Annotated in this window: 7 protein-coding genes; 5 read left to right on the top strand and 2 right to left on the bottom strand. The window is 71.5% G+C overall.

What is annotated here, in order from left to right; all coding sequences use genetic code 11:
- Positions 1–175 precede the first annotated feature (175 nt).
- The 4 genes from AC08OV_RS19020 to nicT all read left to right on the top strand — a co-directional run bounded on the left by AC08OV_RS19020 (position 176) and on the right by nicT (position 8,950).
- On the top strand, positions 176–1,528 hold the full coding sequence (locus AC08OV_RS19020) for a hypothetical protein (RefSeq protein ID WP_476614498.1): 1,353 nt from the start codon (positions 176–178) through the stop codon (positions 1,526–1,528).
- Entirely contained in the window at positions 1,525–2,862 is a 1,338-nt protein-coding gene (locus AC08OV_RS19015) for a glycosyltransferase family 4 protein (protein ID WP_476614499.1), read from the top strand. The genes AC08OV_RS19020 and AC08OV_RS19015 overlap by 4 nt, the downstream gene beginning before the upstream one ends.
- 21 nt (positions 2,863–2,883) lie before the next feature.
- Entirely contained in the window at positions 2,884–7,707 is a 4,824-nt protein-coding gene (locus AC08OV_RS19010; protein ID WP_476614500.1) for an alpha-(1->3)-arabinofuranosyltransferase domain-containing protein, read from the top strand.
- A gap of 97 nt (positions 7,708–7,804) precedes the next feature.
- Positions 7,805–8,950 carry a Nickel transporter NicT gene (nicT, locus tag AC08OV_RS19005; protein WP_476614501.1) on the top strand — a complete coding sequence of 382 codons (1,146 nt, stop codon included), beginning with the start codon at positions 7,805–7,807 and terminating at the stop codon, positions 8,948–8,950.
- A gap of 809 nt (positions 8,951–9,759) precedes the next feature.
- Here nicT and AC08OV_RS19000 read toward each other — a convergent pair.
- Positions 9,760–10,491, bottom strand: coding sequence for a Crp/Fnr family transcriptional regulator (locus AC08OV_RS19000; RefSeq protein ID WP_476614503.1), 732 nt, complete (start codon positions 10,489–10,491; stop codon positions 9,760–9,762).
- A 258-nt stretch (positions 10,492–10,749) separates the two neighbouring features.
- The gene (locus AC08OV_RS18995; RefSeq protein ID WP_462187056.1) at positions 10,750–11,718 is read right to left on the bottom strand and encodes a pirin family protein; all 969 of its coding nucleotides are present in this window, start codon (positions 11,716–11,718) and stop codon (positions 10,750–10,752) included.
- A 265-nt stretch (positions 11,719–11,983) separates the two neighbouring features.
- Here AC08OV_RS18995 and AC08OV_RS18990 point away from each other — a divergent pair, with 265 nt between their 5' ends.
- Positions 11,984–13,516, top strand: coding sequence for an LON peptidase substrate-binding domain-containing protein (locus AC08OV_RS18990; RefSeq protein WP_476616168.1), 1,533 nt, complete (start codon positions 11,984–11,986; stop codon positions 13,514–13,516).
- Positions 13,517–13,596 lie beyond the last annotated feature (80 nt).

Below are 13,596 nucleotides of genomic sequence, written 5' to 3'. Positions count from 1 at the left end.
GCCGACGTCGCCGCCGAGACGGAATCGGCCGACAAGGCACTGACAATCCGTTGAGCACCGTTCCCGGGAGTACCAGGCGGCCGACCACCCCGGCGCGGGTGAACCGGCCCCACGCGGGCATTCCGTTGCGCGGGGTGGGGAGTACCCCTGCGTATGTCGTCGGGGAGGACTCCGCATGAAGCGCAATACCGCCCAACTGGGCGGCGCGTCGGTCGCGATCGCGACCGACGGCTGGACGCTGCGTAAACGCCTGAAACAGACCCGGGGCACCCGGCTGCGGGGGGCGGTGCGCGGCGCCATCCCGCTGGCGCTGGCCGGCCTGCTCGCCAACCTCGCCAACATGGGCGTCACGCTGATCATCGCGCGCGCGATGAGTACCCGGTCCTACGGCGCGGTCGCCCAACTGATCGCAATCTTCTTCATCGTGTCCATGCCGGGCAGCGCCCTGCTCGTGGGGGTGGTCCGGCGGATCACCACCTGGCAGCACAGCGGGCAGTTGGACCTGGTGGCGCAGTGGGTCCGCCGGGTCCGCCGGGTCGGGGTCGCGCTCGTGCTGGTCGTCGCCGTGCTCGCGGTGGCCGCTCGGGGCTTCGTGGCCCACGAGCTGTCGCTGCCCGGTCCCGGCGGCGTCGCCGAGATCGTGACCGCCGGTGCCGCCTGGTGTCTGCTCTGCGTCGACCGGGGGCTGCTGCAGTGCGGCCGGCTCTATCCGGCGCTGGCCGCCAACCTGCTCGTCGACGCCGCAGTGAAGACGGTGTTCACGATCGGGCTGGTGCTCGCCGGTCTGGACGAGACCGGCGCGGCGATCGGCGTCCTGCTCGGTGTGCTGGCCGCCCTCGCCCACACGCGGTCCACGCTGCGCCGCCACCCGGACGCGGTCGTAGGAATGTCGCCCGAGCCGGGCTCGCCCGCGGCGCCCACGGCCCGGCTGGCCGTCGAGGTCGGCGCCGCTCTCGTCGCGCTGGCGATGCTCGGCCTCCTGCAGAACATCGACGTCCTTATGCAGGGCCGGCTCGCCCCCGACCAGTCGGGCTCCTACGCGGCCGTCTCGGTGGCCAGCAAGGTACTCGTACTGGCGGCGGTCGTGCTGGCCGGCTTCCTGCTGCCGGAGGCCGCCGATCGACGACATCTCGGGCAGCACGCCCTCCATCAACTCGGAGCAACGCTAGCGATACTCCTCGTACCCGCACTGGGGCTGCTCTCCGCCGCTCTCCTCGCACCCGACACACTTCTCTCCCTGGCCTTCGGCTCTCGCTTCACCGATGCCTCCGGCGCGCTTCTCCCCTTGGCCGCAGCGATGACCTGTCTCGGAGCTACCGTGCTGTTCACCCACTACCTGCTCGCTCTCGGCGAGCGTGGCGTACTGCTGGCCCTGGGGCTGGCCGCCGCCGCGGCCGTCCCCCTCATGCTGTGGGCGGACGGATCACCGACGAGCACCGCCCGCGCCGACCTCGCCTGCCAGGCCGTGCTGGCCATCGTCACCGGCCTGTCGGTGCTCGCCGCCGCCCGCCGGACGGCTCGGGCATGAGCGCCGCGAGCAATCGTCGCGGCCCCGGCGCGACGATCCCGCCGACCCCCGAGGGCCTCGTCGTGCCGCCGGCCGTCCCGGTCCCGCCGGGCCTCCTGACCGCGCAGGTGGGAGCGCCCGGGATCGAGGCCGCGCCGCGCCGACCCTCCCTCGCCGAGCTGGTCGAGACTTCGGGGCTGCGCCGCGTGCACATGCTGGCCTGGCGTGATCTCGACGACCCCGAGTCGGGCGGGTCGGAACTGCACGCCGACAAGGTCGCGGAGCTGTGGGCGCAGGCCGGCATCGACGTGAGCCTGCGCACGGCCGTGGCGTCCGGCCATCCGGAGTCCGTCCACCGCAACGGCTACACGGTGGTCCGCAAGGCGGGCCGGTACTCGGTCTTCCCGCGCACAGCGGTGTCCGGCGCGCTGGGCCGCGGCGGGCCCTGGGACGGTCTGGTCGAGATCTGGAACGGGATGCCGTTCTTTTCCCCGGTCTGGGCCCGCTGCCCCCGGGTGGTGTTCCTGCACCACGTGCATGCCGAGATGTGGCGGATGGTGTTGTCCCCGAAGCTGGCCAGGATCGGCGAGACCGTCGAATTCAAGATCGCGCCACTGCTGTACCGGCGTACGCGCATCCTGACGCTGTCCCCGTCGTCCCGGCACGAGATCATCGAACTGCTCGGCCTGCCGCCGCGCAACATCTCGGTCGTGCCGCCGGGCATCGACCCGTCGTTCTCCCCCGCAGGCGAGCGCTCGCCGCATCCGCTCGTCCTCGCTGTCGGGCGTCTGGTGCCGGTGAAACGGTTCGACGTCCTCATCGACGGGCTCGTCCGCGCCCACGATGAACATCCGGCGATGGAGGCGGTCATCGTCGGCGAGGGCTACGAGCGGGTGGAGCTGGAGAAGCGGATCTCCGCTGCCGGAGCCGGCGGCTGGCTGCACCTCGTCGGGCGGGTCGACGACGACGCCCTGCTGGCGCTGTATCGGCGCGCCTGGGTGCTGACCTCGGCCTCGGCCCGTGAAGGCTGGGGCATGACGATCACCGAGGCCGCTGCCTGCGGCACGCCGTCCGTCGCGACGAAGATCGCCGGACACACCGACGCGGTCGTCAACGGCGAGACCGGCGTGTTGGTGGAGGATCCGGCCGACCTGGGCAAGACACTGGCCGGCGTGCTGACCGATCACGATCTGCGCGCCCGGCTGTCCGCCGGGGCGCTGGCGCATGCGTCGATCTTCACCTGGGCGCAGACGGCTCGCTCGACGTTCGCGGCACTCGCCCGGGAGGCGGCCCGGCATCAGGGCCGCCGCTCCACCGCGGCCCGGGCCGCGGACCTGGTTGGGCCGCACCGGTGACTGCGATGATCCGGTGATCCGGTGACCGTGACCACGTCGCCGTCCGGTCCGGCCCCCTCCGGTCGCACCGAGTCCGATCGCTCCGGTCACACCGAGTCCGGTCGCACCGAGTCCGGTCCGGCCTCGGCGACGATCCGGCGGCGGCGGCCGCCATCCTGGCCGACCCTGGTGCTGGCCGCCGTGGCGTATCTGCCGCTGCTGGCGACGGCACCAGGAAAGATCGGCGCCGACACCAAGGCGTACCTCTACCTCGATCCGAGCCGGATGCTGCGCCGGGCGGTCTCCATGTGGGACCCCGGCATCGGCATGGGCACCGTCACCCATCAGAACATCGGCTACCTGTTCCCGCAGGGCGCCTTCTACTGGCTGCTGGATCTCGTCGGCCTGCCCGACTGGGTCGCGCAGCGGCTGTGGACGGGCTCCATCCTGTTCGGCGCCGGCACCGGCGTGCTGTTCTTGCTCCGCTCGTTCCGCTGGCCCGACCGCTTCGCGTTCGTCGCCGCGTTCGGCTACATGCTCTCGCCCTACATCCTGGAGTACGAGGCGCGGATCTCGGCGATCCTGCTGCCCTACGCCGGACTGGGCTGGTTGATCGGCATCACCGTGCGCGGGTTGCGCGAGGCGGAGTCCGGCCGGGCCGGCTGGCGTCCCGCCGGCTGGCGCTTCCCCGCCGCCTTCGCCCTCGTGGTCACGACGATCGGCAGCATCAACGCCTCCAGCCTGATCTTCATTCTGTTTGCCCCACTGCTGTGGATACCGTTCGCCGTCTGGGGTACCCGCGAGGTCCGGCTCGGCGCCGCCGTGAGTATGTGCACCCGTGCGGTGCTGGTCGTCCTCGTCACGTCGGCATGGTGGATCGCGGGGCTCTACACCCAGGCCGGTTACGGCCTCAACGTCCTCGCCTTCACCGAGACAATCGAGACGGTCGCCAGCAGCTCGCAGGCCTCGGAGGTGCTGCGGGGCCTGGGCAACTGGTTCTTCTACGGGCAGGACGCGCTCGGTCCGTGGATCGGGCCGGCCACCCACTACACCCAGAGCATCTGGCTAACCGCGGTCAGCTTCGCCATACCCATCCTCGCCCTGATCGGTGCCTCGGCCATCCGCTGGGGCCAGCGCGGCTACTTCGTCGCGCTGATCCTGCTGGGCACCACGATCGCCGTCGGCGTCTACCCGTACGACGATCCCTCTCCCTGGGGACGGCTGTTCAAGGACTTCGCCGAGGGATCGACGGCCGGTCTCGCGCTGCGTTCGCTGCCCCGGGCGGTCCCCCTGGTCGCGCTGGGCATGTCGGTGCTGCTCGCGGGCGGGCTCGCCGCGCTCTGGGAGCGGTACGCGGCGGCCGGTCCGACCGCTACGGCTGCTACGGCTGCCCCAGGTGCCCCAGGTGCCCCAGGTGGGCGGCCGGTCCGGTCGGGCCGGCGCCGGCGGCTGGTCCCGCCGCTCGCCACCGGGGTGGTCCTGCTGTTGCTGGCCCTCGACATGTCACCGCTGTTCCGCGGCGAGTTCGTCGAGCCGTTACTCGAACGCCCCGAGCACGTCCCCGCCTACGAGACCGAACTCGCGCGTGCCCTGGACACTAGGAACAACGGGACACTTGGGAACAACGGCACGCGGGTGCTGGAGCTTCCCGGTGCCGACTTCTCCCACTACCGCTGGGGAAGCACCCTCGACCCGGTCACCGAGGGGCTGATGGACCGTCCGCTGGTCGTGCGGGAACTCATCCCCTACGGCGAGGCGGGCAGCGTCGACCTGGTCCGCTCGCTGGACCGCCGGTTGCAGGAGGGGGTGTTCGAGACCTCCGCCCTGCCGGATCTCGCCCGGCTGATGGGCGTCGGCGACGTGGTGCTGCGCAGCAACCTCGCCTACGAGCGGTACCGGACCCCGCGCCCCCGGGCCACCTGGAACCTGTTCACCTCGACCAGACCGGACGGGCTGGGCGTACCGCAGACCTTCGGACCGCCGGTCGCCGAGGATCCCGGTATCCCGTTCACCGACGAGGTCACCCTCGGCACCGACCCGTCGGTGCCCGATCCGCCGGCGCTGGCCGTCTTCCCGGTCAGCGGCGCGCAGCCGATCGTGCGCACCGCCACCACCGCGCGGCCCCTGCTCGTCAGCGGCAACGGGGAGGCGCTGGTAGACGCGGCGGCCTCCGGCCTGCTCGCCGAGCCGATCGCCGACGGGCGGGCGATCCTCTACGCCCCGGCACTCGCCACCGATCCCGCCGCGATGCGCCAGGCCCTCGACGACGGTGCGGACCTGCTCGTCACCGACACCAACCGGCGGCGCGCCGAACGGTGGACGGGCATCCGGGAGAACTTCGGCTACGTCGAGCAACCCGGGGTCAGGCCGCTGGCGAAGGACCCGAACGACAACCGGCTGCCGATGTTCCCCGACCAGAACGTGACCAGCGAGACCACCGCCGCCCTGCACGCCCCGGGATCCCCGGCGAAGATCGCTGAGGTGACCGCCACCAGCTACGGAAACAGCTTCTCCTACGGGGCGTCCGACCGACCGGTCCGCGCGATCGACGGCGACCCGGGCACCGCGTGGCGGGTCGGCGCCTTCACCGACCCGGCCGGGGAGGCCTGGCAGACCACGCTGGCCGAGCCGACGGCGACGGACCAGATCCGCCTCGTCCAGCCGCTGACCGGGCCGCGCAACCGGTGGATCACTCGGGCGACGCTGACCTTCGACGGCGGCTCCCCGGTGACCGTCGCGCTCACCGACGCCTCCCGCACCGCCGCCGGGCAGGTCGTGCGCTTCCCCACCCGGGCCTTCCGGACGTTGCGCATCCACGTCGACGCGACGAACACCGGCCGGCAGCGCAGCTACGACAACGTCTCCGCGGTCGGGTTTGCCGAGGTCGCCATCCCCGGAGCGAACGGGGCACCGCTGACGGCCGAGGAGGTGCTGCGGATGCCGAGCGACAGCCTCGACGCCGCCGGCGCCGCCTCCCTCGGCCACCGGCTGGCGCTGGAGGTGTCCCGGGACCGGGCCAACCCGTCGGAACCGTTCAAGCAGGACACCGAGTCGGTCATCAGCCGGTCGTTCTCCCTGCCGACGGCCCGGACGTTCGCGCTCACCGGCACCGCCCGCGTCTCCGCCTATTCCCCCGACGACCGCGTCGACCAGGTGCTGGGCCGCCCGGCCGCCCTCCCAGTGGTGACCTCCTCCGGCCGGCTGCCGGGATCGCTCGCGGCGCGGGCGTCGAGCGCCTTCGACGGAAACCCGGTCACCGCGTGGAGCCCGGGCATCGGCAACCCGCGGGGCAGCTGGATCCAGATCGCCTCGCCGACCCCGTTGACGGTCTCGTCGATGACGATGTCGATCGTCGCCGACGGTCGGCACTCGATCCCGACCCGCATCGGAATCGAGGTCGACGGCCAGCGGGTCGGCGCGGTGGCCGTGCCTCCGGTCACCGACACCTCGGCGCGCGGGGGCACCCGCGAGGTGGCCCTCACCTTCCCGGCCGTTACCGGTGGCACGTGGAAGTTCGTCGTCGACGACGCCCGGACCGTCACCAGCATCGACCCCATCAGCCGCTCGCCGCTGGCGATGCCGGTGGGCCTCGCCGAGATCGGGATGCCCGGCCTCGCGGCCGGCGCCACGGGCACCGGTCAGCCCGCGGCGGGCACGACAGGCACGGCAGGGAGCACCGGGACGGGGCTGTTGCCGGCCCAGATCCCCGCACCCTGCCGGACCGACCTGCTGAGCATCGACGGTCAGCCGGTGGGGGTGCAGGTCACCGGGGGCACCGCCGACGCGGTCAACCGGCTCGGGTTGACCGTCGCCACCTGCGGCCAGCCGGTCACCCTCGGCCCGGGGGAGCACGTGATCCGGACCACCGACGGGGCCCTCGCCGGCATCGATCTCGATCGCCTGCTGCTGGCCTCGGACGCCGGCGGCGGCCCGTGGCTGAACGCGACCGGCGCCGCCTCCGCCGTCTCCCCTGCCGGGACCCCACCAGCCGCGACGGGCACCACCGGAACGACGGGCACCACCGGAACGACGGGCACCACCGGAACGACGGGCACCACCGGAACGACGTCGGCCGCCACGCCACGGGTGACGGTCCAGTCGGCCGGCGACACCTCCTTCACCGTCGACGTGGCGGGGGCGCGGCCCGGTACCCCGTTCTGGCTGGTGCTCGCGGAGAGCCTCTCCCCGGGTTGGAAGGCGACCGTGGGCGGCGCCGACTTGGGTGCCCCCAGGCTGGTGGACGGCTACGCGAACGGCTGGCGGATCACCCCGACGGCCGCCGGGTTCACCGTCACGCTGACCTGGGCCCCGCAACGGATCGTGTGGTTCTCCCTGGTGTTGTCCGCGGTGACGGTGCTGCTCTCCCTCGCGCTGGTGATCTTCTACACCCGCCGAGCCCGCGCGACCGTGGCCACGCGGTCGTCCCGGACGTCCCGGACGTCCCGGGCACCCGAGCCGGATCTGCCGACGGCCGAGCCGTGGTCCGACCGGGCGGGGCGTGCCGGCCCGCGCACCACCGTGCTCGCCGTGTTGGGGATGGGTCTGCTTTCGGCGGCGCTGGTCTCCCCGGTGGCGGGGGTCATCGTCGCCCTGGCGACGGCCGTGGCGCTGCTCGTGCCCCGCGGCCGTCTGCTGACCCGCGTCGGCCCGGTGGTCTGCCTGGGCGTCAGCGCCTTGTACGTGCTACAGGTGCAGGCCCGGCATGCGCTGCCGACGGACGGAGACTGGGTCGCCGCGTTCGGGAAGGTGGCGACGATCTCCTGGCTCACGGTGCTGCTGCTGGCGAGCGACCAGCTCGTCGCCCAGCTGCAACGACGGCGCGCGGCGGCGGCAAAGCTCTGCATCATGGATGCTTCTGCAACTTAGTTGCAGAAGCATCCATGATCTGGTTATCGTTCTTCTGCCCGCCGCACGAGAACTCCCCCGTCCACGTCGGCGGGTGCACCGCGAGGGGAGACCTGCCATGGCCGCGCAGGCCGGCACCATGCCGAGGGAGGGCCTTCCCACCGGGGTCCGCGGGGCGCTCGACCGCCGGGAGTGGGTGCGCGTCGGCGGCATGGCCGCGGTCATCGTCGGGCTACACGTGATCGGCTGGGTGACGCTCGCGGCAGTCATCGCACCGCACCACTACCGCTTCGGCGCTGACGGCCAGGTCTTCGGGGTCGGCCTCGGAGTCACCGCCTACACCCTCGGCCTGCGCCACGCCTTCGACGCCGACCACATCGCCGCGATCGACAACACCACCCGCAAACTCATGACCGACGGTCAGCGCCCACTGTCCGTCGGCTTCTTCTTCTCCCTCGGCCACTCCACGGTCGTGTTCGCCCTGGCGCTGCTGTTCAGCGTCGGCGTCCGCTCCCTGGCCGGGCAGATCGAAGCCGACGGCTCGACCCTGCACGACGTCACCGCCTGGATCGGTACCGCCGTCTCCGGTGGCTTTCTCTACACCATCGCCGCACTCAACCTTGTCATCCTCCTCGGCATCATCAGGGTCTTCCGCGACATGCGCCGCGGCAGGTACGACGAGGCCGGCCTAGCGGAGCAGCTGAACTCCCGCGGGCTGATGAACCGCGTCCTCGGCCGTTTCACCAGAGCGATCACCCGACCCTGGCAGATGTACCCGCTCGGCATGCTGTTCGGTCTCGGCTTCGACACCGCCACCGAAGTCGCCCTGCTCTTCCTCGCCGCCGGCGCCGCCGGTGCCGGCCTGCCCTGGTACGCCATCCTCGTCCTGCCGATCCTGTTCGCCGCCGGCATGAGCCTGCTCGACACCATCGACGGCTCGTTCATGAACTTCGCCTATGGCTGGGCCTTTTCCCAACCGGTCCGCAAGGTCTACTACAACATCACCATTACCGGGCTGTCCGTCGCGGTCGCGTTCCTCATCGGCAGCGTCGAACTGCTCGGCATCCTCGCCGAGAAAGCACATCTCACCGGCGGGTTCTGGGACTGGGTCGCGGGTCTGGATCTCAACGTCGTCGGCTACTTCGTTGTCGGCCTGTTCGTCGCCACCTGGGCCGTCGCTCTGCTGGTCTGGAAGTACGGCCGTATTGAGGAGAGGTGGGCGACGGGCCTGCCCGAGGAAGGCCGGGTCGAACCCGCCGGCTGACCGCCTGGCGTCCGATTCGGGGACCACCGACAGCACGGGCCCGGCGGCCGCCCCGAACCCGGGAACAGCCCGCACGAGGGACATGGCCGCGCCGGAGGCCGTCGCCACGCCGGAGGTCGTCGCCACGCCGGGCATGGTTGCCGCGTCGACCGATCGGGAGAGCAGGAACCAGGCATCGGCTCGACCTATCGACGCGAGATCCACCCGCACCGGGTGAAAATCACGGCCACGCAGCTCGGGATAGTCATGTTCGACGACGTCGTCGAACAGTTCGGCGGAGACGGCGAGCGCCAGGTCGGCCGCCGAGCATCGAGCGAACTCGGCCCGGAGGGCGGCGCAGTCACGCAGTTCCGATGCCTTCACCACCGCTCGTCCCGAGAAGCCTGACTCGTCGACGCGGGTGATTCCCTGGTGCATCGCGACGCGTAACCGAACCCACTCCGAATCGGGCCGGGAGTCGTTCAGGTGAAACAGCACGATGCGCAGCGCCCGGACGAAGGCAGCGACGACCCGACCCTCGTCGATGCCCGGCGGAAGAATCGCGATCTCACCGCCGCCGACGGCCGGAAAAATCCAGTGTGCCCGGTCCATCTCGGCCAGCGCGCACACCTCGTCCACCACCGTACCGAGATCACGCTGCCACCTTCTCGGCCGCAACACACCCGGCGGCGCGGTGCCGGTCCGGTCGGCGTCCAGGGCAATACACATACGCCGGATTCCGGGCGGTCTTCCGCTCACAGGCAACCTCCGCGGCCAGAACCGGACAGCAGCCACTGTCCCGCGTCACGCGGACCGACCGCCCCGTATTCTCACGGGTTTGCGGCAAGCCGCAACGCCCCGATGTCGTGGATCACGACAGTGCGATAACCAGTGTCAAGGACGTTGCGCTGCCGCAGTTCCCGCAGCACCTTGTGCACTGTCGGCTCGGCCGCGCCGACCAGGGCGGCAAGCTCCGGCTGAGTGAGGGACACCCCGACCGATCGCCCACCGCCGGCGGCACCGCCATACGCCCGCTCCAGTTCGAGAATCACCCGTGCCACCCGCACCGCGACCGGGCACCCGCCGAACTCGACCCGACGGCGGGTCGCCGAGCGCAGTTTCGTCGCGATCGTGCTGGTCACGATCTGGTGCACGTCCGGCTGCCGGCGCAGGAAGGCGACGAACGCCTCGGCCAGGATCACCTTCGCGAGCACGGCCCCGGCGGCGGTCACCGTCGCCGAACGCGGCTCGGAATCCACCCCCGCCAGCTCGCCGACGAGGTCACCGCCGTGGCGAATGGCCAGCAGCGCGAAGCCGCCGTTCTCGGTCGCCGCGGTGACCTTCACCCATCCGTTCAGCAGGAGGACGACGAAGTTGGTGGTGTCCCCCTCCCGCATCACGATCTCCTCGCTCGCGTACTCCCGGTAGAGGCCGATCTGCAGCATTTCCGCCCGGCACTCCGGCGACATGCGGCCGAGCAGACTCGCCCCCGGCCATTCCGCCCGCCGTGGCCGCGGCCCCCCGTCGGGTCCCGATCCCGTCGATCCAGCTTCCTGCCGCATGCCCCGCCCCTCGCCCGCGTCATGAGATCCGTCGACGGCGCCGAACACTTATCCACCATACGATCCATATTGTCGACCGACACGGGCGTGGCCTACGGAAGCACGCACGGTGGCATATGGAAGCACGACGGGGGATGCGGCGGAACTGGTGCGGCGGAGCTGGTGCGAGGCGGGGGCGGGCATCGTGCGGGGCGCCAGGCGGATGACGGGACGCCCTTCACCTCAGGTCCGCACGGGAACCCGGAAATGTCGTCGGGTTCAGACGCGATGCGGCATCAGTGCGTTCGCCGGAATGACCCCGAGCCGGCCGGCCTGATAATCCTCGACGGCCTGGCGCAGTTCGGCCCGGGTGTTCATGACGAACGGGCCGTACACCTCGACGTGTTCCCGGATCGGCCGACCGCCCAGCAGCAGGACCTCGAGGTTCGGCGAGGACGCGTCCTGCCGGTCGTCCGCGGCGACACCGAGCAGATCCCCCGTTCCAAGGACCGCGAGCTGACCGGCCCGGATCGCCGTGGCGTCCGGGCCCACCGTCCCACGGCCACCGAGGACGTAGGCGAGCGCGTTGAACTCGGGGTTCCACGGCACGTGCACCGCCGCGCCGGGGGTCAGCGTCGCGTGGACGACGGAGATCGGGGTATGCGTGGCACCCGGGCCCCGGTGGCCCCCGACGTCACCGGCGATGACCCGCAGCAGGGCACCGCCGTCCGGCGAGGACACCAGGGAGACCTGGCCACCCTCGAGGTTCTGGTACCGCGGCGGGGAGAACTTGTCCTTCGCCGGGAGGTTCACCCAGAGCTGGACACCGTGGAACAGGCCGCCGCTGACGACAAGCTCCTCCGGCGGCGTCTCGATGTGGAGGATGCCCGCGCCGGCGGTCATCCACTGGGTGGCGCCGTCGGCGATCAGTCCGCCGCCGCCGTGCGAGTCCTGGTGCTGGAAGGTTCCGTCGATCATGTAGGTGACGGTCTCGAATCCGCGGTGGGGATGCCACGGGGTTCCCTTGGGCTCGCCCGGCCCGTAGTCGACGGCGCCCATCTCGTCCATGTGGATGAACGGATCCAGCTCGGCGAGCCGTACTCCGGCGAAGGCCCGACGCACCGGGAAGCCCTCGCCCTCCAGCCCGGTGGGCGCGGTGGTCACCCTCCGCACCGGACGGTCGACCTTGCCGAGCGCGGGCTCAGCCAGCCGAGGCAGGCGGACGGTATCGGCGGTGACGGCAGGCATGTCGTCCTCCTGGCGGGCTCACGATCGCCGGTCGACCTGCTCGAGCAGCTCAACCTGCTCGAGCAGCTCATCCCGGCGCCTCTACCTGTAAATGCAACTACCAACCCGCGCAACCACGGGCCACCCTCGATCCTTCCCGCGAATTCTTTGATCATCAGGGCGCGAGCGAGAAGCGTTCGCCCTCAGCGATCAATCCCGGGACCAACGGTAAGCTAAAAGGACTTCAGTGTAAGTGACTCAACTTCTTCACGTGAAGGTGGACCGCATGCCACAGATCCGGGTGCTGCCCGTCCTGCCGCTCGACGACGCCGTCGTGCTACCGGGCATGGTCGTGTCTCTCGACATGTCCGATGGTGAGATCCGAGCCGTCGTCGAAGCCGCCCGTGCCGGCGGATCCCGCGGCGCTCCCGACGCGCGGGCGCCGGGGATCTCCAGTCAGCCGGCGGGCCGGCCCGCCGAGGTGCTGCTGGTTCCCAGGACCGACGGCACGCTCGCCGACGTGGCCGCCGTCGGGGTGATCGAACAGGTCGGCCGGTTGCCGCAAGGGGGCTCGGCCGCGATCGTCCGCGGAACCGCCCGGGCCCGTGTCGGCGGCGTGCGCTCGGGTCCCGGCGACGTCACCTGGGTCGACGCCGTGTGGGGCGACACCGTGGTGAACGAGGGGGCCGTCGTGAACGAGGGGGCTGGGCCGCCGTCCGGCACGCTCGACGCTCCGGCGGACGCCGCCCCCGCGCGGACCGGCGAGGATCCGGCGAAGGTCGAGAGCCTGGCGAAGGAGTACCGCGCCCTGGTCACCAACCTGCTGCGCCAGCGCGGCGCCTGGCAGGTCGTCGACTCCGTCGCGGCGATCACCGATCCGTCCGCGCTCGCCGACACCGCCGGCTACGCATCCTACCTGACCACCGCGCAGAAGATCGAGCTGCTGGGCACCGCGGACGTAGCCACGAGGCTTGAACGGCTGCTGGCGTGGACCAAGAACCATCTGGCCGAACTGGACGTCGCGGAGACCATCCGCCGCGACGTTCAGGAGGGCATGGACCGCCAGCAGCGTGAGTTCCTGCTGCGCCGCCAGCTCGACGCCATTCGCAAGGAGCTGGTCGAGCTGGGCGGCTCCGGTCCGGGTTCCGGCGCGGGCGGCGACGGCGGCTCCGAACCGGCCGCCTACCGGGCCCGCGTCGAGGCCGCCGACCTGCCGGAGAAGGCCCGCGCCGCGGCGTTGAAGGAGGTCGACAAGCTAGAGCGGACGTCGGATTCCTCCCCGGAGGGCGGCTGGATCCGCACCTGGTTGGACACCATCCTCGACCTGCCGTGGAATGTCCGGGCGGAGGACTCCTACGACATCGCCGCGGCCCGCGCGGTACTCGACGCCGACCACTCCGGGCTCGACGACGTCAAGGACCGCATCATCGAGCATCTGGCGGTGCGCAAGCGCCGGGCCGATGCTGGTCTCGGCGTCGTCGGTGGCCGGCGCGGCGGTGCCGTGCTGGCACTCGCCGGCCCGCCCGGGGTCGGCAAGACATCACTCGGCGAGTCGATCGCCCGGGCCATGGGCCGGTCGTTCGTCCGGGTCGCCCTCGGCGGCGTGCGGGACGAGGCGGAGATCCGCGGTCACCGGCGGACCTACGTCGGCGCGCTGCCCGGCCGCATCGTCCGGGCGATCCGCGAAGCGGGCTCGATGAACCCGGTGGTGCTGCTCGACGAGGTCGACAAGCTGGGCGCCGACTACCGGGGGGACCCAACGGCGGCGCTGCTGGAGGTCCTCGACCCCGAGCAGAACCACACCTTCCGGGAGCATTAACATGTCTCAGCTTGTCGTTTAACCTTCGGGTGTCACTCTGCGTGATAGTCGCTGGTGGTTTGGGGTAGGGCGGCGTGTCG

This window comes from Frankia sp. CeTa3Moorea (assembly GCF_978021225.1).
The sequence above is the reverse complement of the archived record's forward strand: the minus strand, read 5'-3'. Positions and strand labels throughout refer to the sequence as shown.